The organism is Pedobacter kyonggii (assembly GCF_004310665.1).
Classification (GTDB): domain Bacteria; phylum Bacteroidota; class Bacteroidia; order Sphingobacteriales; family Sphingobacteriaceae; genus Pedobacter; species Pedobacter kyonggii.
Map to the genome: position 1 here is coordinate 1 of NZ_SIXF01000050.1, position 21156 is coordinate 21156.

Annotated in this window: 22 protein-coding genes; 8 read left to right on the top strand and 14 right to left on the bottom strand. The window is 37.8% G+C overall.

The window, feature by feature from the left end:
- The first annotated feature begins 62 nt into the window (after positions 1-62).
- Positions 63-1526, top strand: a complete 1464-nt coding sequence (locus tag EYS08_RS24890) for an ISL3 family transposase (RefSeq protein ID WP_131032603.1) — start codon at positions 63-65, stop codon at positions 1524-1526.
- A gap of 365 nt (positions 1527-1891) precedes the next feature.
- On the opposite strand, the gene EYS08_RS26505 is transcribed toward EYS08_RS24890, so the two are convergent.
- Complete coding sequence (locus EYS08_RS26505) at positions 1892-2014, bottom strand: hypothetical protein (protein WP_262711753.1); 123 nt, start codon at positions 2012-2014, stop codon at positions 1892-1894.
- A gap of 123 nt (positions 2015-2137) precedes the next feature.
- Entirely contained in the window at positions 2138-2461 is a 324-nt protein-coding gene (locus tag EYS08_RS24900) for a hypothetical protein (RefSeq protein WP_131032604.1), read from the bottom strand.
- A 408-nt stretch (positions 2462-2869) separates the two neighbouring features.
- Here EYS08_RS24900 and EYS08_RS24905 point away from each other — a divergent pair, with 408 nt between their 5' ends.
- Genes EYS08_RS24905 through EYS08_RS24915 form a run of 3 tightly spaced genes read left to right on the top strand, consistent with a single transcriptional unit; the run spans position 2870 to position 4291 of the window.
- The gene (locus EYS08_RS24905) at positions 2870-3733 is read left to right on the top strand and encodes a hypothetical protein (protein ID WP_131032605.1); all 864 of its coding nucleotides are present in this window, start codon (positions 2870-2872) and stop codon (positions 3731-3733) included.
- Complete coding sequence (locus EYS08_RS24910) at positions 3702-4073, top strand: hypothetical protein (protein WP_131032606.1); 372 nt, start codon at positions 3702-3704, stop codon at positions 4071-4073. Before EYS08_RS24905 ends, EYS08_RS24910 begins: the two co-directional genes overlap by 32 nt.
- Positions 4073-4291, top strand: coding sequence for a hypothetical protein (locus EYS08_RS24915; protein WP_131032607.1), 219 nt, complete (start codon positions 4073-4075; stop codon positions 4289-4291). Before EYS08_RS24910 ends, EYS08_RS24915 begins: the two co-directional genes overlap by 1 nt.
- 493 nt (positions 4292-4784) lie before the next feature.
- On the opposite strand, the gene EYS08_RS24920 is transcribed toward EYS08_RS24915, so the two are convergent.
- From EYS08_RS24920 to EYS08_RS24940, 5 genes are all read right to left on the bottom strand, one after another.
- On the bottom strand, positions 4785-5783 hold the full coding sequence (locus EYS08_RS24920) for a hypothetical protein (RefSeq protein ID WP_131032608.1): 999 nt from the start codon (positions 5781-5783) through the stop codon (positions 4785-4787).
- 69 nt (positions 5784-5852) lie between these two features.
- A complete protein-coding gene (locus EYS08_RS24925; protein WP_131032609.1) occupies positions 5853-6902 on the bottom strand; it encodes a hypothetical protein in 1050 nt (349 codons plus the stop codon).
- A gap of 202 nt (positions 6903-7104) precedes the next feature.
- Positions 7105-7665, bottom strand: coding sequence for a hypothetical protein (locus EYS08_RS24930; RefSeq protein WP_131032610.1), 561 nt, complete (start codon positions 7663-7665; stop codon positions 7105-7107).
- A 167-nt stretch (positions 7666-7832) separates the two neighbouring features.
- A complete protein-coding gene (locus tag EYS08_RS24935; RefSeq protein ID WP_131032611.1) occupies positions 7833-8159 on the bottom strand; it encodes a helix-turn-helix domain-containing protein in 327 nt (108 codons plus the stop codon).
- A gap of 28 nt (positions 8160-8187) precedes the next feature.
- A complete protein-coding gene (locus tag EYS08_RS24940) occupies positions 8188-9444 on the bottom strand; it encodes a tyrosine-type recombinase/integrase (protein ID WP_131032612.1) in 1257 nt (418 codons plus the stop codon).
- A 558-nt stretch (positions 9445-10002) separates the two neighbouring features.
- On the opposite strand from EYS08_RS24940, the gene EYS08_RS24945 reads away from it, so the two are divergent.
- A complete protein-coding gene (locus tag EYS08_RS24945; RefSeq protein ID WP_131032613.1) occupies positions 10003-10431 on the top strand; it encodes a CBS domain-containing protein in 429 nt (142 codons plus the stop codon).
- Between the two features lie 50 nt (positions 10432-10481).
- Here EYS08_RS24945 and EYS08_RS24950 read toward each other — a convergent pair whose 3' ends face one another.
- The 5 genes from EYS08_RS24950 to EYS08_RS24970 all read right to left on the bottom strand — a co-directional run bounded on the left by EYS08_RS24950 (position 10482) and on the right by EYS08_RS24970 (position 15785).
- On the bottom strand, positions 10482-10871 hold the full coding sequence (locus EYS08_RS24950) for a bactofilin family protein (RefSeq protein WP_131032614.1): 390 nt from the start codon (positions 10869-10871) through the stop codon (positions 10482-10484).
- 5 nt (positions 10872-10876) lie between these two features.
- On the bottom strand, positions 10877-11713 hold the full coding sequence (locus EYS08_RS24955) for a M23 family metallopeptidase (RefSeq protein ID WP_131032615.1): 837 nt from the start codon (positions 11711-11713) through the stop codon (positions 10877-10879).
- A 382-nt stretch (positions 11714-12095) separates the two neighbouring features.
- On the bottom strand, positions 12096-13544 hold the full coding sequence (locus EYS08_RS24960) for a M20/M25/M40 family metallo-hydrolase (protein WP_131032616.1): 1449 nt from the start codon (positions 13542-13544) through the stop codon (positions 12096-12098).
- Positions 13545-13758: 214 nt separating this feature from the next.
- A complete protein-coding gene (locus EYS08_RS24965) occupies positions 13759-14814 on the bottom strand; it encodes a TerC family protein (protein WP_131032617.1) in 1056 nt (351 codons plus the stop codon).
- Positions 14814-15785: a polyprenyl synthetase family protein gene (locus tag EYS08_RS24970; protein WP_131032618.1), complete on the bottom strand. Its 972-nt coding sequence runs from the start codon at positions 15783-15785 to the stop codon at positions 14814-14816. The genes EYS08_RS24965 and EYS08_RS24970 overlap by 1 nt, the downstream gene beginning before the upstream one ends.
- Before the next feature lie 289 nt (positions 15786-16074).
- Between EYS08_RS24970 and EYS08_RS24975 the strand changes: the two genes are divergently transcribed.
- Positions 16075-17070 (top strand): alpha/beta hydrolase, encoded by a 996-nt coding sequence (locus EYS08_RS24975; protein WP_131032619.1) that lies wholly within the window; start codon positions 16075-16077, stop codon positions 17068-17070.
- 9 nt (positions 17071-17079) lie between these two features.
- Positions 17080-17775 (top strand): hypothetical protein, encoded by a 696-nt coding sequence (locus EYS08_RS24980; protein ID WP_131032620.1) that lies wholly within the window; start codon positions 17080-17082, stop codon positions 17773-17775.
- A 191-nt stretch (positions 17776-17966) separates the two neighbouring features.
- Here EYS08_RS24980 and EYS08_RS24985 read toward each other — a convergent pair whose 3' ends face one another.
- Together EYS08_RS24985 and EYS08_RS24990 are read right to left on the bottom strand one after the other, a co-directional pair.
- Positions 17967-18932: a YpdA family putative bacillithiol disulfide reductase gene (locus EYS08_RS24985; protein WP_131032621.1), complete on the bottom strand. Its 966-nt coding sequence runs from the start codon at positions 18930-18932 to the stop codon at positions 17967-17969.
- A gap of 106 nt (positions 18933-19038) precedes the next feature.
- Positions 19039-20451, bottom strand: coding sequence for an MBL fold metallo-hydrolase (locus tag EYS08_RS24990; RefSeq protein ID WP_131032622.1), 1413 nt, complete (start codon positions 20449-20451; stop codon positions 19039-19041).
- Positions 20452-20770: 319 nt separating this feature from the next.
- Here EYS08_RS24990 and EYS08_RS26220 point away from each other — a divergent pair.
- Positions 20771-21156, top strand: a 386-nt coding sequence (locus tag EYS08_RS26220; RefSeq protein WP_208745949.1) for a hypothetical protein, incomplete at its 3' end; no start/stop codon positions are given.

The window sequence follows — 21156 nt, forward strand, 5'->3', positions numbered from 1 at the left end:
TGGTTCTTCCCCAATTTTGGTGGTTTTCCATGATAAGTCTGGTTGTTATTCGTTAAGAAATAATGAATCTTACCAAACTGATTTTCTCATCAATTGATCCCTTTAAAGTAGTTTCAGTGGATAACCAGGCCGACTTTGTTAATATCTATGTACAGAGCAGACAAAGGATCTGCCGTTGTCCGGATTGCCTAAGTCCGTCAAAGAAGCTTCATAGCTATTATTTAAGAAAGTTCCGTGACCTGCCTACGTTTGGGAAATCATGTAATATATACCTGCAATCCAGAAAATACCGATGCCTTAGAACTGAATGTAAAAGAAAGATCTTCACAGAACGTTTTGATGACCATTTCGAACCATGTAAGCGGCGGACAAAAAGATTGGATGAGAAATTATTAACCACCGCCTTGGAAATGGGTGGCAGACCCGCTGAGCGCATTTGCAATACATTATCCATGCCCGTGAGTGATTCTACTTTACTAAGATTGATCCATAAAGCTCCCTTGCCGCCATTAGGGCCGCTTAAAGCTGTAGGGGTAGATGACTGGGCATATAAAAAGCGCGATAGATATGGTAGTATCCTGGTAAACCTGGATACCGGAAAAGTAATCGATCTACTGCCAGACCGGGAGGAAAAAACATTGGTCAGTTGGTTGCAGGGACAGCCTGCAATAGAGGTAATTACACGGGACCGTTACGGTAAATATATGCGGGCAGCGACAAAAGGGGCTCCCCAGGCTATACAGGTCACGGATCGTTGGCATTTGCTAAAGAATCTTGGGGAAGCCGTTAAAAGAATAATGGTGCGCGAGTACACCAGACTCAGTAGAGCAGTGGCTCCTAAAACAGTTGATGAACCACTAGTGGTTCCAAAAGATTTTCCTGCGGGGAAGAAGCTGGCCGCTACAACCGGTGTTATTAAGCAGCGATTTGATGAGATGAAGAAACTACAAGCTAAAGGGTTGTCCAAGAACGCAATTGCAAAATCCTTAGGAATGCATAGGGATACCGTCAGGAAATACCTGTCGATGGATGTGCTGATGCGGAAGTCCTATGGAGAAAGGGGAATGATAGAGCCTCATTTTGAATACATCAAAGAACGAATGGAAGCAGACCCTAATATTCATCTGAAAACGCTTTGGACAGAACTGAAGCAAAAAGGATATCCCGGAGCGTATAGCACATTATCTGAATCACTGACCTACTATAATATCAGGGTAGGAAAAAAGGCAAGGCAAACAAGACTCCCACAGCATGCAGGTTCTTTCTTTAAGCCCTCAGCCGCCGCCATGGCATTTTTAGCTCCTGAAAGTAAAATTAGCAGCACACAAAAAAAGCTTATATCCAGATTATGCCAATCATCAGCTGAATTAAAACGTACGATGTCATTGGTAAAAAAATTCCGAGGATTGATTGAAACTAAGACAGGCAGTGAATTGAAGGCGTGGATTATAGAAGCTAACCATTCGGTTATTGGAGAGTTGAAAAGTTTCGCCACAGGGTTATTGTCTGATCTTCAAGACTATTAAACGTCAAATGTACGGAAGGGCAAGCTTCGATTTACTCAGGAAAAGACTGGTGTTAGCACCGGATTGACCACCAAAATTGGGGAAGAACCACTTTTGTTGAAATACACAACCACATAGCATTAACTAAAAAAACTACCACTTTAAAGATTTAAATGTATTTAGGTTACCACAAAAGTTTACGCAAATGCAAACTGTGCTCATAAAGAGAATCGACATATCAATGAGTGACAGTTACCAAAAATTTTATGAACGTGTTATAAAAGGTTGTAAAAATTAACTTGACAATTCAATTTTCCATATTATTTATAGTATATAGCATGGCCCCACTGATTGTTATTGGGGCCATGTTTTAATTAATCCAGTATCTAACCCATATCCGGATAAATTTGCCCAACATCTAATAAAAAACCAACGTTTATTAAAAACCCAAGCTGATCTTCAACGAAATCACCCTCATCATGATTTATTCCCCAAAGTTTGAAATTCATATTATTAGGATTTTCTTCTGTTGGATTATCTTCAAGAACACCGGAAATTCTTCAACAAAAGTGACGAAGATCCACTTTTGTTGAAATACACAAATAGGGAGGCGATAAACCTCCCCATTATTGTTAAACTTTAGCAGCTGGGTGTTCTGGAACTATATGAAAATCTTTATAGTTAAATACCAACCAACTTAATGCTCCAGCCCTATCGTAAGCAAATTGGGTGGGTAAGTCAACTCTTATCAACAATTCAATTAGTCTGGATTGTTTTTTCGTTGTAAAGTTCTGATGCCTCGCAACGGCATTTATTAAATCCAGAACCTCATAACGTTCAAACCTATTGAACTTTCCACTGTCACGTTTATCTGTTATATGCGGGTTATCGCCTAACACTGCTTTGATACTATAATCTTTATAGAATAAGTCTGATACTGTATAAATATAACTCATTTGTTTTTACTTTACTTTTTTTTAAATGTTATCACTAAGCGCACCTTGCGCAATAATGTATTCTTAAAAGAAGTAAAATTTAATGCAATTAGTTTTGGTATTACCAAAACTATTTTTAGTTTTGCAGTCCGGTAGCACGGTTAAATCTCACTTCAGTCATAAAATAGGGTATACTAGCCCTCTCAATTCAGTTAATTTTTTGGTTTAAAATTTAAAGACGTTAATTCGCCAACAAATTAATACCAAAAAAACCAAAAGGTAACCCAATTTTTCAAAAGTATTTTATTCAATTGTTTATCAAGAAGTTACCGTTTAAACGACAATTTATCGATGGTGACCGTTTTTGAAATAATCTTCTCTATTAGTATAATATTCTTTTTTTATATACTATTGTAGAAATTTAAATTAATGAATTCTCAATCAGACTTATACAAAAGACTACTAAAACTTTACCCTGTAAAGATTGTAAAAGAAGTTTTCGATCCCGAAGGAACTACACAAGCAGAAATTATAGAGGAAATACCGATAAATCAACCTGCTTTAGCTATCCGGCAATTTGCCATTGAAAATCATAATTATACGAAGCAGCATGTTTACCTATATAAAATAAATGCTGCATTTAATAGGGCCGGCTTTAACTTGAATGCGGTTCCTTTTGATGCGGAATCTGAAATAATACAAGATGGTGGGTACGTTTTCAGCTTTCTTCCAACTGTTGATTATGATGTAACCCTCGGCGATCCATACGCTGAGACAAGTTTGGGATTTTATCAACCTACTACGCTGACTATTAAGGGAACCTCTGTAATAATCCAATCTACAATTATGGAGAAAAATTTGGAAAGTTATTTTCCAGGGAGAAAGGTTTACGAGTCAAAAAAAATAGAGGGAGAAGATTATTTTGTATCTTTGTTAATAGCTAATCTTGAAACATTTTACCAGGTTGAAGCGTTAGATTTTAACAAAGGCATAAAATCGCTATGGCACGATGATTCGGTAGATTCAAAATATGCTAAATGGAAAAAGAGTAGTTCTACGGCGACCGAAAGTATGGACGAAGAATATACTCTGAAAGAAAAATACCCAGATTTATATAAGGAACTAATAAAAGCGCCGCTTGGTAGGACCATATTTAAGAATATTAAGGACACAGAAAATATAAACAGTCACTTCAGCGCAGATCCCACAAAGGGAACAATTACAATTTCAATTTATCCTGACGACTTAGATCAAACCAAAAATGTCATTAACAAAATTCTTTCTAACAATTGAGAAATCCAGCATAGGAAGATTTTTTGCGAATAAAGTAAGGTTGATTAATCAGCTGAATCCGCAAAGAATTTACGTTGAGAATGTTAGAAGTATTTATAACATTCCGCACTTTGCTGCAAAGCTATTTTGTGAAATGGCTGTGATCGAAGGTATTTTTATTAAAAAAATTGGTGTTGAATGTAAAAATAATGATTGTGAAAGAATAATAATTTCTGTAGAAAACACCAATCAATTACCAGATATTATTTCTTGTAAAAATTGCGAGATATTGGAACGAAATCAATTCGAATTTTCGAAAAATGAGTTGAAAACAATCACTTTTTACGCTTTAAAACCATAATGACACCAGATCAATCTAAAGTAGTCGAGACAATTTTAAATATGATCATGAAAGTGCTGTTTGGACTAAGTGCCCTGGCAGGATGGTGGATAATACTATTTAAATGGATTGATGCTCAAACGCAATTCGATCTATGGAAATTTGGTGCAATAGAAAGTTTTTTATCCGCTACAATTTATATTGTGTTCAAGCATTATTTTGGAGCTATAAGAAAATAATAACGGATGTCCGGTTAAATTGATTATTTACTTAAATCTTAATCCAGTTTTCTGTGTTATGTATCTTTTAATAAGATCGTATAAAACACCTTTAGCATAGGTTGTTTTGCTTGCAGCGGTTAGCCCGAAATATCATCGCCGTATTTATTTTTAAGTTTAGACGCTTTACTATCGGTACTATCAATTGAGTATGTGTAATTCTGAACTACAACATTAAACCCTTGATAAAAGGATCCTGATAAAAACAAATCTGGTCTATTTAAACCAGGTCTCCGATTCTTATAATTTTTATCCCGGGCATAATATTTATTTTTATATGGGTCAATCGCATACAGTTGCGATTTATACAAAATTTTCCAGTTTTTTCCTTACGATGTTTTAGTTTCACCAAAACTGATGGAGAACCACTATTAGCGAAATGCCCACCAAATCAAAACAATTATTATTATTGCATAGTGCGACAGGCTGGTCGTTCATTTTCTTCGATAGAAATTTAAATCGTAAAATCCAATGCTTTGAACAGAAAACTGGCATCACCGTCTATAGAACCTAAGCTAAGATAATTGCCCAGTTTCTCATGCTCAGGGTTTACCTGAAAAAGATAGAAGTTTCGGTAGTCAACCTCGACCAAGCCTCCTTTAAAATGTTGGTTTATAATAGATGAAAAGGCGTTTGTCTGCGCGAACATCTGGTAAGGACTGAATTTCACACAATGCATGACCAAACAGGCGACTACAGCATTGATGCAGTGAAATAAAGTGGCCTGCGAAAAGTATTTTTCCCGGTCATGCTTGGTTTTATTGTAGGCATCATACCAGGAAAGCGAAGCTGTTGGCTTAACAGTATCCCAATGTTCAAATGGTCTTATTGGCGGAAGACCAGCGTAGGTATTCAATGTAAACTGATATTCCTTTAAGTGTAAAGGCCCACAAAGCTTGGCATAGTCATTCGTGGTCAATCTCTTTCCGCTTCCAGATAACCCAGATTTTTCGGCATAGTATTGCCAAAAATTCTCCAACTCTGTACAAGCCAGGATGAGCAGCTCCCTGGTTTTATGGCTATATACATCTCGTGAGGCAGCACAAGGCTCAATATAGAGAAAAATATCATCAAGCTTGTTTATAAGCAGGCGCAGTGCATTTTCGGAAAGCCTCATTTCCTGTTCAGTTACATCAAGGGTTTTATAAATATCCTGATAAGAATAAAGCGAAGGGCGCCAAACCCCTTTTACAATAACGCCAACTTCGGTTTCCATTTCTTCAATATCTTCAGCACCAAATTCACGTTTAACCCAATCTTCCAGTGAGCCAGACTTTTTTTCGATTACGGTGAGCCTAAGTGGCACGTTACGGAAGCCATGTCCAAGCCCATAATAATGTATAAAATGGGTTTCACCTTCATAGGCAAAGCCCCTGGGATAATCTTCATGTAAAAAAAAGCTCTGTCCAATGACTGAAGTTTTCGTATTTTTATAGGTAAGGGCTTTGGCCATAGATTGTATTTAATAGAAAAAATGTTTAGCAAATAGTGATTTTGATTGAGGAAAATGAAATGACCAATATTACTTCAATTTTAATAAAAAATACAGTCCATTGTTGCTGATTTCCCTGTGCTCTTCTTTGTATTCCAGATAAGATTGCCCCACAGTCATACTTAAGGAAGCCAGTACGGCATACTGCATGGGTATGCTCGCCACAACAGTCCCTACCAGCGGCACATAGGTTTTATAATCCTTCATTTTGTCTACGAACTGCCTAAAGGTTTTGCTTTTAAGATTCTTCATTTTGGTTTCCAGATCCAAAAGTGGCTTTTGTATCTCCGAGAAAAACAATGCCTGGTATTCATCCTGTTTGATGTTTGTACCAAACAGCTCTTTGTTTTTTACCTCTATGGAATTAACGGTTTGATGAAAAAGTCCAAGTTCATCTTTGAGTTTGAGTTTCATTTCGAGAATGTCTTTAAGATTGAGCACATCAGGATTGGGCAGACCGATCTTCAGGGCATCAAATGCCAGGGATTTGGAGTATCCCGCTCTGCCAGCAACAAAGTCTAACTTTTCCGTATTGCTAACAAAGGTGGTAAACAGGTGATTGAGGTTATTGCTACTGGTAATACAGGTCTGCCCTTCCATTAAAAGCTTGATAAACCACTTCAATTTAAAGGCATAGTAGAACCACATGTACTGTACCTGTATCGGGTCACCCCATTTAAAGCCAAGCATGTGTTTCATGATTTCATATACCTCCTCGGTAACAATCTTTGCCCTTGGGTCCGTTGGATGGAGCGGATAGATATAATCATCCTCCCCATTTACCAGCTCGCTAATACTTTTGGAAAACATTTCATCGTACTTATCCGCCTTGGCTTCATCCCGTTTGGTGATATTGATCATTCCATGATCGATCAGCAGCTTATAATCCTCCCGAAACGATTTAGGGATGAACTGCATGTCTTTTACTTCTTCAAACTCAACCTTTTCTCCTTTCTTAACAAACTTTGGCGTGTAGACTGCATCATTTACAATATTGATTTTATCGTAATAAAGTGCAAGCAGTTTAATCTCGTTAGCAGACTTGGGCGTGATGTCAGAATTATAATAGATTTCTCTCATTGGGCATTATTTGAAAGCGTAATTAAAATATATGCAAGATAAAAATAAAAGTTCGCCATATTCCAGTTCCGCATATTCATGTTGCGCAGTTGCCATTGGAGCTTTTTGGATCAATTCAGGACAGTCATTTGCTGCTGTAATCGGCCCACTTGTTGAAGTTCCTGCACATTCCTAGAGGACTACGAGGTGAAATGTTGGTAGACTAGTTTAATGATAGGCTTAGCTTCTTCACTTTTGGAGTAAAAGGCGGGTTTGGAAGTTCAGTCTGCTCGCCGTTTGCCGCACATAGAGCCGCCTTTAGCATTATTTCCGCGTATACAGCATGACCAAATGCAAACTCGCTGCCAACAAGAGCCATCTTTATCGAACAATTATTAGAATAAATCCATTTCGGATCGATAATAAGATCGAAAACTCTTTCATGTTGAAGGGATCCCTCCGTGTCTTCAGTGAAAAGCTCCAGCGGACGGTCATTAAATAGATATAAGTCTGCTCCAGAGTTCCAATAGAAATCCACATAAAAAGAATGGTTACTTATCGCATTTTTAGGCTGATAACCCTGGAAGTACACCCCAAAATTTGTTGGCAGATTCAACCAGACAAGTTTTAGGGAAATTTCCCTTGCTTTTACACCAGCAATTCCTTCAAATTCAATTTTCAAGTAGCTTCCTCTGGCCGCCACAGGTCCAAAGGGCAAAAACCCTGTACCCTGAGCAATGGGGCCTATCTGGTTTGATATTTTGAGGCTGTTAGCATCTTTCATATCCTACTAAAATAGGAATTCCCATTGGAAACAATCTCTGATCGAAAATACCCGGGCCTGATTCTATGAATATCCAAGCTACAATTGGGTGTATTTACCTTCCATTTAGCTCGAAACTATCACAACTGCAAGTTCTCAGTGGCCTTATTCTTCAAAATATGAATTAATTACCTAAAAAATTTCGGCAGCTCCTCCTTTTTATCATCTATTTCTCTATTAACTATTTCTCTCCGTCCGCCTTCTAAAAAGGCAATGAGATCCTCCTCCTTAAAGACTAGTCTTGTTCCCCTTTTGATCGATGGGATTTTTCTAAGAAATACCAAGTTTCTTAAAGCTCCCGGAGATTTCCGGATAAACGCCGCAGCTTCTTCTTTCGTAAGGTATTTTACTTGGCCAGGTCTCTGCGTTATCCCAAGCTCATTAAGCGCATCTTGAATCGACTCGACAATAAGTGCCTTGAGCTGGATTTTAGTGGTTACTATTATCTCTTCCATAATGTTCTATTTATCATTTGATTTTATTTTATTCTTCCAGTAATCTATTCTGAAGTTCGATCAGTCTTTCCTTTTTATCATACCCTATATAAACCTGTGTCGACTTAATGTCCTCATGACCAATAACATTTTTGAGTGTAATAAGTGATGCTCCAAGTTCATGCATAATGGTGGCAAATGAATGTCTGGCATAATAGGTGCTGATATCGGGGTTTATTCCAATCGTCGTCGCTATTTTTTTTAACTGTGGATTTACAATAGCGATAGTTGTCCGGATCCGCTTTTGCTCCTCCATCTTACTGGCGCCCCAAGGTACAACATCAAATATGTATCCTTTTTCTTCCCTATCTTTGCCATGCCTTTTAATAATGGAAAGCAGCTTATCATTCAAGAATACCCTGATCCGTTTGTCGGGAAGCTTAGAAAATGTTTTCTGCCTAACAAAATTAAACTCTTCCCCTTTTATATCTGACCACTTCAGTTTGAAGATATCGTAGAAATTCATTCCGTTAGCCAGATAGGAAAAAATGAACAAATCCCTTGCGAACTGCTCCCTTTTATCTTCTGTTTCGTAATTGGCGAGTAGTCTTATTTCGCTTAACTCCAAAGGTCTTTTTGACACCCTCGATTTTGGTATAGTGAATTTTTTTCTCCCAAAAGGATTCCTTGCCTGGTGCAATTCGCCTGAGTCTACACAGGCGTTCACTATTGCCTTGATCCTAATCAGATACATACCAATTGTCGTTACAGAATAAGTTCTTGGTTGCGCTGTTTTCTTCTTGTCAACGATATAGTTTGTGGTCAGCGCCCATTTTTGAAATGCTCTGAGAAAATCGGGTGTAAGATTTCTAAGCAAAAGTTTGTCGGTTTTGAATCGCTCAAGATTGAATTTCTCAAGCAGCACCGCCGCCTGTCTATACAGTCGGGCATTTGCATAGCATTCTTCTTCCTCAAGCGCCATAACCTTCTCCTTTATCAAATTGATGAGGTCATTTCTGTCTCCAGAGTTTTTGAGCCTCCTTACGAAAACCTCAAAACTGAAGCATTCCAATCCTTCGATGATATCTTCAGCTTTTTTTACAAGCTCGATAAGTTTATCTCTGTAGCGCTTTAATTTCGGATCAATGCGATTGCCTGTACGAATTTTTTGGAAGTCAGCTTCATCGACATAGAAACCAGTATCGATATACTTTGATTTTCGCTCGTATGTTACACGAAATTTGATGGGAAATAAGCCGTCGTTTCTCGTACGGCGCTTGTCGTGATAAAGATTACATGTTGCCATAATACTAATAATTTTTTTACATTCATTTCTCTGGCTGTATATAAAATATGAGCAAACCTGCGTGCAAACTATTTTATAAAACAGTAAAATTTCTTGTCGTGAAGCAAGAAATTGATATTGATTATATAAAAATTAAAAAGTCTTTATGACTCTAAGTTTATGCCTAAATAGGCCTTACGAGCCTACTGATGACATAATTATTTGTTTTAAAATGAAATGCAAAGTTACCACATCCCTTTGTGAAAGCCAAATAATTAAAAGTACAAGCAGGTTTACAGATTGTAAAATAGTACTTTTATTTTTTCACCACAAGCTCTAATCTTCATGTCTTAGCTATTTTTTGAAAAGCAAGTCCTATAGTTCTTAGCTCAGCTTCGGTCCTGCCATCCACTATAGCTCCGATAAATCCCGATGTAAAATCGGGACGGAGGCTGCCATTCCTGTCAGGTTTAGATTCACATAAAACTGTGCTCCGTTTGTAAAGCTGAGAACAACCTAAAATAAAACTTTGATTTACAGTTAATTATTTCTTAAATTGTTATAACCAAATTAAGTTTTATGAAAAGCGTAAAACATTTACTAGATACCAAACAGATACGGATTATCTCGGTATCAGAAAATATTTCTGTTTTAGATGCCTTAAAAGTAATGACAGAAAAGAACATCAGCGCGGTATTGGTCATGGAGAACGCTCGGCTACATGGCATTTTTACGGAACGCGATTATGCCAGAAAAATCATCCTTCAGGGTAAATCATCAAAAGATACTTTGATTAAAGAAGCAATGACGGCCAGTCCGATCACCATTAGTTTAAGCGACAGTATCGATTATTGCATGGAGTTGATGACCGATAAACATATCCGCCATTTACCAGTTGTAGAAAACGACGAAGTAAAAGGAATGGTTTCGATAGGTGATGTGGTAAAGTTTATCATTGCAGACCAAAAACAGACCATTTCGCAATTGGAAAGCTACATTAGTGGTTAATGCTGAGTTTGATTATGTTGGTTGGTGAGACACCAACCAATAGATGAGGCCTACGCTTTTACGGCTACTTTATCTTCTGTTTTGCCCGATTGGTGCATTTCGAGTTTTCCGTTATATTGTGCACCGAGTTCGATTTCGAGGGCATCTGTTTTAATATCGCCATTAACTTTACCTGTCTTTTTTATTTCGAGGTTTTGGGTTTTTACATTTCCGTTAACGGTTCCATAAATAATGGCTGAACCTGTTTGAATGTCACCTTTAATCATCCCTTTTTCACCTAGAACAATACCGCCTTCAACATTTACGTTCCCAATTACAGTTCCATCGATCCTTACTACTGCTTTCCCTTTTAGCTCGCCGGTAATGGTAAACCCGAGGCCAATTAGCGTAGAAATTTCTTGCTGATTTAAGTCTTTAATCTGATTGTTTTTCTTGAACATGTTTCTTATAAGGTTAAAAAGGATCTTGGATTTATAACTTTACCATTTTTATGCACTTCATAATGTAAATGAGGACCGGTAGACCGCCCGGTTGAGCCCGCTTTGCCAATATTGTTGCCGGCAATAACATCCTCATTTACCTTTACCAAAATTTTAGAAAGGTGACCATAGTAGGTTTCAAAACCATTACCGTGTTTGATTACAATGCAATTGCCATAACCACCACGCCTTCCTGCAAAAATCACCTTACCGTTCGCTGTACATTTGACAATGTCGCCATAATTGGCCCTGATATCGAGTCCTTTATGTGTCTCCACATTTTCACCGCTAAAAGGATTTTCGCGGTGCCCATACCCTGACGTGATTGTACCTAAATGTGGATAACCCATAGGCGTATAAGCCACGTTATAGGCAATTTTACTCAGATAGTTGTCGTAAAATTCTCCAATCTCCTCCACCGATAAAATATCATCACTTTGCTCTCCACCTTCATTACCCGTTAAAATTGGCTTTAACCCTCTTGCTTTTAGATATTTATTAATAGTAAGCAGTTTTTTATCTATTGATTGATAGTGTTTTTTTAGGGAAGAAGTGTCGATAACAGATAGTTTGTCTTTACTTTTTAAAAGCGCCAGTTCGAGTTTACTCTTGGCCAATTCTACATTCGAATTACTGCGGATCAGGTAAAATATGCTGGATATAAGTATTAAGAATAACCCTAAAACACCTAAAATATACTTTTTCCAATGTACAATGTATCCTGTTGGAACTTGAATGGGTTTGCTTGAATTTTGATTCTTATTTACAAAAATTACGGTTGTTTTGTTCCGTTTTCTGTTCATTTTTACTCAGATTTTTTGTTTGGGACTAAAACAAATATATGATTAACAACCACATCGTCAAAAACAAAGCCCAGATTTAACACTTACAGGAATAAAAATCACAATACATTAATATCAAATTAACCTACACTTTGTTGCTCACGCTCGCTAAAAGATAGATGTGTAACATTTAAGTGGCTTTCGTTGTAAAGCTCTTTAGGTGTCTCACAAAGATTTCTCCTCCGAAGGAGTTCCTGTGGAACACTACGGTCGAAATGACGATTTATCTTAGGTAAGTTAACTACGTAAAAATCTGTGTAATTCCTACATCTGTGTAATCAACCCGCAGGCAACATCCGTGCAATCAACCCCGAAGGGAAAAGGCTAGAAATCCATCAAATCATTACTTCCACCTCCACTCACCGGCAATACTCAAAGGCTCCTTTAGGTTTTGCGATTCTAAGAAAACCCTTAATTCTTCTTCGCCCTGAACACCAACAGGAATTTTCGGTGTATTGGCTAAAGCGTAAGTTAACATGGCGCTGTAACGTACAGTATTTTTAAGCTCCTGCTCGTCAACCAGTTTAAAACTATCGCCATCTGAGTGATAAAATGGACCAGAATTGTTTGGCAGTTTACCACCAAAACCACCACCGGTAGGAATACCTTCTAACATAAAAGGTTGATGATCGCTATGCAAACCTGCGCCTGCATTAAACAGATTTTTGAAACCGCTATCAATTTTTACAATATCAGCTCCCCAGGCCGTAAACAAATCTTTCATTTCTGCTCTTGAAGTAGAAAAACCTTTCGGATCATTGGTCATGTCGTAGTTCAGCATAAACTTTACCTGGTTTAATGTTTTATCTTTCTTAGCCTGATCGATGTATGCTTTAGACCCCAATAAACCTTGCTCCTCTCCCATAAACAGTACAAACTCTACGGTACGTTTGGTTTTTAAATTCAGTTTTTTAAAGGTACGTGCCATATCCATAATGGCGAAAGAGCCAATTCCATTGTCGATTGCACCAGTTGCTAAGTCCCAGCTATCTAAATGTCCACCCACTACAATTTTATCCTTAGGCAATTCAGTTCCTTTAAAAGTAGCCACTACGTTTCTCGCTTTAATCAAACCCGAGAAATTGGTCATGGCAACGTGTGCGATCTGCGGTTGTGATTTAATTTTTTCCTTTAAAGCTGTACCGTCTTCCAATCCAATACAAATTGCAGGAATTGAGATCAACTTACCCGTTACCGAAGCCGTTCCGGTTAAAAGCACGCCACCTTTTACCGTATTGATGATGATCACCCCAATTGCGCCGTATTTTGTGGCAATGGCAGTTTTTTCTGAGCGGTGTAATGACTTTGTTCCAGCCGGAGATCCTGGCAATACACCAAGATAAATCAGTGCAATTTTACCTTTAAACTTCTCAGGATTGACTTGATAATCTGCTTCAAGCCCATTACCAGCATCTACAATATTGCCAGTAACATCCGCACTAACCGGCGAATGAGCTAAAGTAACAGCCTTCATTTTCGTCAGACTGTTTTTATCAGTACCAGTTTCTACACTGATTGTTTTTCTTGCCCAGCTTTCTACTTCGAAAGGTTGAAACTTCACTTCACAACCATATGACTTTAGTAAATCGAAAGCATACTGCTCTGCTTTTGCGCCGTTTGTAGAACCCGTTAAACGATGACCGATAGTTTCGGTTTCATATTTAAGTGTTTGATAAGCTTTTGAATTCTGCTGTACATCGGCATTGATTTTGGCAAAAACATCACCGAATTTATCCTGGGCATTTACAAATAAAGTGGTGCAAAGAAGCGCTGCAGCGAAAAGATATTTCATTAGGAATAATAGTTTAGTTGCTGAAAGTACAAATTTTAGTCAGAGATTACTAGCTGTAACGTATATTTTGCTTTAAAACCAGCTACCTACACCATGTTGTCATGCTGAGACACGAAGCATCTGCAACCTAGACACACTTGGCCGTTGCAGCCGAAGATTCTTCACTGCGCCCAGAATGACAAAAACGCAGCTGGCTTAAGTGGTCAAAAATATTTTACGGCTGCACATGCGCCTTTTTCTTCGGAAAAACCAATGAAGCCACAATGCTCATCACCAAAATACTCAATATGATGATAAGTGAATGCTCAGTAGTGAAGCCCCATTTCTCGAGATAAGTATGGCCCAGCATTTTTATACCGATAAAGGCCAATAATATGGCTAATCCTGTTTTTAAATAGTGGAATTTATGGATGATATTCACCAAAAGGAAGAACATGGAACGTAAACCCATGATGGCAAAAATATTTGAGAAAAATACAATGTAAGGATCTTTTGTTACTGCAAAAATAGCTGGGATAGAATCGACAGCGAATAAAAGATCGGTAAACTCAACAATCAGCAGCACCAAAAACAAAGGTGTTACCAGTGTTTTATGGTTAATTTTTACGAAGAATTTTTTACCCTCATACTTTGGATGAATAGAAAATATTTTCGAGGCCCATTTAACCACCGGATGATTTTCCGGATCAATCTTATCATCTTCATCTTTGCTAAAGAACATTTTTACCCCAGTAAAAACAAGGAAAGCGCCAAACAAATAGAGTATCCAGGCAAATTTTGCAATCAATGCTGCACCAACAAAAATGAAGATGAAACGCATGATAATGGCACCCAAAATGCCCCAGAACAATACACGGTGATAATATTTTTCTTCAACGGCAAAGGCAGAAAAAATGAGTACAATTACAAAAATATTATCTACAGAAAGTGCATATTCAATTACATAACCGGTTAAAAATTCAAGCCCAAGGTTTTGTTTATATATCCCTAAACTTCCTTCAAAATCATTAGGAATTAGTTTAATGTGGTGCTGGTGTCGCGTTACAATTTCTTGCAGGTGTGCAAAATCTTTTATTCCATGGAGCTGATGCCCTTCAATTAACAATATAAAGTAAAAACCAATAGCCAAAGCCACCATGATCAAACTCATTACCCCAGCTTGTTTTAAGCTCACCACATGTTCTTTTCTGCTAAAAAGACCAAGATCTAAAGCAAGAATCAACGCAATAAAAAGAAGAAAACCTAAGCTAAAAAGTAATTCGTTACCCATTATTTTTTACGTTCAGTGGTGTACAGTACAAGTTGTTCTAAACCAGTTCGTGCTTCGCCTGCCTCAAAACTGTGCAAAATATCAAATGCTTCTTTCTGGTACTCCAGCATTTTCTGGTTCGCGTAATACACACCTTCGTGGGCATTTACGAAATCTATAATCTGCTGAATTTTAACCGGATCGTCCTGGTGGTTTTTTACCAGGTTAATTATTTTTTTACGTTCTGTTTTTTCGGCTTTATTCAGCGCATAAATTAAAGGCAGTGTTACTTTCTTCTCTTTAATATCAATACCTAAAGGTTTGCCTACATCATCAGTACCGAAATCGAAAGTATCGTCTTTAATCTGAAAGGCAATCCCTACTTTTTCACCAAATAAGCGCATTTTTTCTATCGTTTCATCAGCAGCGCCTGCCGAAGCAGCTCCCGCAGCGCAACAAGAAGCAATTAAAGAAGCCGTTTTCTGCCGGATCACATCAAAATATAAATCTTCCGAAATATCCATCCTCCTTACCTTTTCTACCTGCAACAGTTCGCCCTCACTCATCTGTTTTACTGCTTCCGATACAATCTGTAACAAACGGTGTTCGTTATTGTTTACCGAAAGCAATAATCCTTTAGCCAACAGGTAATCGCCAACCAGAACGGCAATTTTGTTTTTCCATAAAGCATTGATAGAGAAAAAACCACGGCGCTCATAAGCATTATCTACCACATCGTCATGCACTAAAGTAGCCGTATGTAAAAGCTCTACCAAAGCAGCTCCACGATGGGTTGAGTCTGTAATTCCACCGCATAGTTTAGCCGCAAAAAACACGAACATCGGCCGCATTTGTTTGCCTTTTTGCTTTACAATATAATGGGTAATCCTATCCAGCAACGGTGCGTCGCTATGCATAGATTCTTTAAAGGTTTTTTCAAACGCTTTAATATCAGCAGCAATAGGTGTTTTTATCTGTTCGATTCCCGGCATTAAGTCGAAAAATTTTGATTGCAAACTTAAGCTAATTTCCCATAAAAAGGTAATATGCAATCGGATTATTAAGGATTCGAAAAGCAATAGCTTAATCTTTAACATCTTTGCTCCTGCTATTGCCCATAGTCCCCGCCCTCATGCTTCGGGCTGTGGGCTATTTGGCGCGATCAGGTTTAATATTATGGGTCAGTGCAAGTAAAAATATCCCCAAAGCGATAATTAATTCATCTAAAATTAGCTTTATTTAAATTCAAATTTTACATTTAAACCAATATTCTTGCCTCATATGAAAAAACGCTACAAAGTAATTATCGGCCTTTCGGCATTAATTGTTGCAGGCTATTTATTGGGGCCAAAACCCAAAAAGCCGACTTACAATAAAGAACTAACCCAGGTTCCCGATTTGGAAGATTTAGACCATTATGTGGCCAGTATCGAATCGATGCACAAAATAAAACCAGGTAACGAAGCCGAAATCATCTGGGCCGATCCCCTCCACAAGCAAACCGAGTATGCCATTGTTTACCTGCATGGTTTTTCGGCATCAAAAACAGAAGGAAACCCCGTTTACCTAAATTTAGCAAAAGAACTTAATGCCAATTTATATTTAGCGCGTTTGGCCGACCATGGCATTGATACACTTACGCCTATGCAATATTTTACCGCCGACCGCCTTTGGGAAACCAGTAAACAGGCTTATGCCATCGGTAAAAAATTAGGCAAAAAGGTAATTTTAGTGGGTACTTCTACAGGTGGAACCGTAGCGTTAAAATTAGCGGCCACCTATCCTGAGATCAACAGTTTAATTTTATTGTCGCCAAATGTGGCCATTAACGATAAAAATGCCTGGCTTTTGAATAACCCCTGGGGGTTACAGATTGCCAGAAAAGTGGTGGGTGGCGATGAACGCAAAGTAGACGACCGCACCGACGAATATAAAAAATACTGGTATACCAATTACCGACTCGAATCATTAGTAGAACTGGAAGAGTTTATTGAGAGCAGTATGGTAAAAACAACTTTTCAAAAGGTAAAACAACCCGTTTTAATGCTCTATTATTACAAAAATGAACTTGAGCAAGATCCGGTAGTTCGTGTAGATGCGATGTTGAAAATGTTCGATGAACTGGGTACACCGAATAACTTAAAAAGAAAAGTAGCTATCCCCAACGCTGGAAATCACGTAATGGGATCATATATTACTTCGAAGGATTTGCCGAGTGTAAATGCGGCTATTGAAAGTTTTGTGTGGAGTACTTTGAAGATTCCTGTTAATCATTAAGCCAGAGAAATGATAATCAACTTTTTAAAGGCGCGAAGATTTAAGAAAGACATACAAAAATTGGAAGAAAATATTGTAATGTTGTTAGCAAACGATTTCCCTGAGATAGCAGACAATTATCTGTATTGGACATTCAGCACAGCAGGGCAGCTTGCAAATAAAACAATATATATTTTACATCAAAGCACGGATAATTTCTATTATGAGCGAAACAGAGCGAAACATAAAAAACATTTCTTTTTAACAGGGGTTGAAGTGTTAAACAAACAAACAGGAACTTATATTCCAATAAGATTAACAATTTCCTATAATCTCATTCAAGATATCTTCCTACCACTTAACACAACACTAAGAAGTGAGTATGAATTATCAGAACTCAGAATTAATAACTTGAATAAAGAAGATTTCATCTTAAAAAACACTGAAGAAAAAAAACTTAAAAAAATCCTTTCTAATGTTAGCGAAGAGCAAAAAAACTTATTAGAAATTGAAGATACTATAGAAATTGAGCTCGACGAAAAATATTATTATACAATTATAGATATGGAGGATGGAAACTATATTGCCGTTAACAAAAGGGGGAACGTATTCAGATTAATCCATGATCATGAAGAACCAGCAAAAAAAATATTTCAAAATGTTCAAAAATTAGTGGAATCATATTCTGGAGATAAATATGAGTTGCAAAAATATTTAGAACAATAATCATTACCACTTCCTGATTTAATTCAGATCAGACTATTTACTACTAAATAGATGCTGAAACAAGTTCAGCATGACGATCGCATCAGGCAAACAAGCTAAAATAAATTACTACGAATAATATTAATCGAACTCAGGTGTGTAGATTTTGGATTTTGACATCGCTTATCCCCTGGCTAAACTTCGTAAGAAATTTAACTCAGAATATTCTTCACGATCATTTCGGCGTGCACCCTTGAGTTTTCGATAAAAAGTTTGTGTGTATCCAATCCACCACAAACTACACCCGCCAGATACAAACCTTTTACATTGGTTTCCATGGTTTCCTCGTTATAGACCGGGCAAAGTGTTTCGGGCAGTTCGATGCCGAATTTCCTGAGCATTCCGAAATCTGGTTGGTAACCGGTCATAGCAATTACAAAATCGTTCGGTATTGTTTTTATTCCTTCGGGTGTTTTAATATCTACTTCACCTTCTCTTATTTCAATCAACTCGGAGTTAAAAAGTGCTTTAACTTCTCCCTCTTTAATCCTGTTCTGGATATCCGGACGCACCCAATATTTAACATGAGGACCAAGATCGTTACTACGAACAACCATGGTTACATTTGCACCTTTCCGATACGTTTCTAAAGCAGCATCTACGCCCGAGTTATTGGCGCCAACCACTACCACATTTTGAAATGCATATAAATGCGGGTCTTTATAATAATGCGTTACTTTTGGTAAATCCTCTCCTGGAACATTCATCAACAATGGCACATCATAAAAACCAGTAGCCACAATTACATTATTGGCCGTATAATTGGTTTTAGTGGTATTGATTTCGAAAACATCATGTTCCTTTTTAACAACTTGTTTTACGCTTTCAAAAAGATGGATATTTAAATCAAATTTTTCGGCCACGCGACGGTAATATTCAACCGCTTCATTTCTGTTAGGTTTCGGACTGATGGTTACGAAGGGAACTCCTCCAATTTCTAACTTTTGAGAAGTAGAAAAGAAGGTCATAAACACCGGATAATTGAACAAACTGTTCACCAAAGCACCTTTTTCTACAATTACATAGCTTAGATTTGCTTTTTGGGCTTCAATTGCACAAGCCATCCCAATCGGGCCTGCACCGATAATTAATACGTCGTAATGATTTTGATTTGCCAAATGGTTATATCTTAGGTTGTCATTCTGAGCCTGTCGAAGAACCTTAATTGCATTTCGACTACATGTCCCGATTCATCGGGAAGCTCAATGTGACAATTGCTTTTTATTAAACTTTCATCGCTTTGCTTGGGCAGGCGAAATCGGTTCTTTTTAAACCGGTATTTTTAATTGCGCCGTAACCGCCTGCAACATCAATCACATTTTCAACTCCACGCGATTTTAATATGGAAGCTGCAATCATCGAGCGGTAGCCACCTGCACAGTGAATATAATAGGTAGATTTTGAATTGATTTCGCCAGTCCAGTCGTTAATAAAATCTAACGGACGGCTCAGCGTAAATTCCAGATGTTCTGATTCATATTCACCTGGTTTGCGTACATCAAGTGCTGTAATTTCTCCGTTAAGACTAGCTGTTTCAAATGCCTCTGCAGAGATTGATTCAATAGTATCGATTTCCTTACCAGCATCTATCCAACTTTCAAAACCACCATCTAAATAACCAATCGTACTATCGTATCCTACACGGGTTAAGCGGGTAATGGTTTCTTCTTCCTTACCTTGATCTGTAATCAGTAAAATTGGTTGCTGTAAATCAGTAATCAAAGCACCAACCCAAGGTGCAAACTGTCCATTAAGGCCAATATTGATCGAATTTGGGATAAAACCTATGGCAAAAACCTGCGGATCGCGGGTATCGAGCATAATCGCCCCTGTTTGGTTTGCAGTATCTTCAAACTGCTGAGGTGTTAAAGCATTTAATCCTTTCTCGTAAACCTCATCAATACTTTCCACCCCACCTTTATTAATGGCAGCATTTTTAGCAAAATATTGTGGTGGTGGCAAAATGCCATCTGTTACTTCTGTAACAAACTGTTCTTTTGTTTTGGCTTTCAAAGCGTAATTTACTTCTTTCTGATGCCCCAAAGTATCGAAAGTTTCTTTGCTCATGCTTTTGCCACAGGCAGAACCTGCACCATGTGCCGGGTAAACAATTACATCATCAGCTAAAGGCTTTATTTTTTCATTTAACGAATCGTAAAGCATTCCGGCTAAATCTTCCATCGTTAAATTGCCTTTCTGTGCTAAATCAGGTCGGCCAACATCACCAATAAACAAGGTATCTCCACTAAAAATGCAGTGATCTTTTCCATCTTCATCAGTTAGTAGATAAGTAGTCGATTCTAAAGTATGCCCAGGAGTATGTAAGGCGGTAATGGTTACGTTTCCGATTTTAAACTGCTCGCCATCTTTAGCAATGTGCGATTTAAATTCGGTTTTAGCGGTTGGTCCATAGATAATTTTGGCACCAGATTTCTCTGCCAGGTCTACGTGTCCGGAAACAAAATCGGCATGAAAATGCGTTTCAAAAATATATTTAATGGTGGCCCCTGCTTTTTCAGCTTTCTTTAAATATGTTCCAACTTCTCGTAGCGGATCAATAATTGCAGCCTCACCATTACTTTCGATGTAATAAGCGGCTTCTGCCAGGCAACCTGTATATATTTGTTCTATTTTCATGTTTAATAAGTATCGAGTGTTGTGTATCAAGTATCAAGACATAACCTTATGCCTTAAACCCTATACCTTATACCTCTTTACTAGCAAAAATAGCGCTAAATACTTATAACCGAAATGATGTCGGTCATAATTGCAGAAGTTTTACTTACTGTAATGCAAAACTGCTAACTGAAAATTGTTAACTGCAATTGATTTGGGCGTCACCCTAATCCCGATGAATCGCATTAGCGTCAAGTTAATGATATTGACAAAGGTTGAAAAGTCTGTGATTATTATTTAAAAGGGAAAAAGCAACTTGTAGTTCTAAACACATTTGACAATGTCTACAAGCCGCTTTTTCAACTCTAAAATAAAGAAAAGATTTGATATTTTTTTTAATGGATCAACCATTGATACWATAGCTCGAAGCAGTGGTTTTCTTCAGCGCAGTGCAAAGAAGATTTCTCCGATGGATTTTGTTATGGGCTTTGTGTTAAGCTGTTCTCAAATRCAAAACACATTCAGTCAATGGGCTTTYCAGATTAGCCAGCTTAGCGGAACCCCTGTAAGCAAACAAGCAGTATTTGATCGTTTGGGGCCATCATCTGTAGCTTTTGCCAAAGCACTTCTGGAGCATGTGCTGCTGCAGGGTCTCTGCTACAGATACAGACGTCCGAGCAATCTTTTCAGCCATTTTAAAAGGGTCATCCTACAAGACAGCACCAC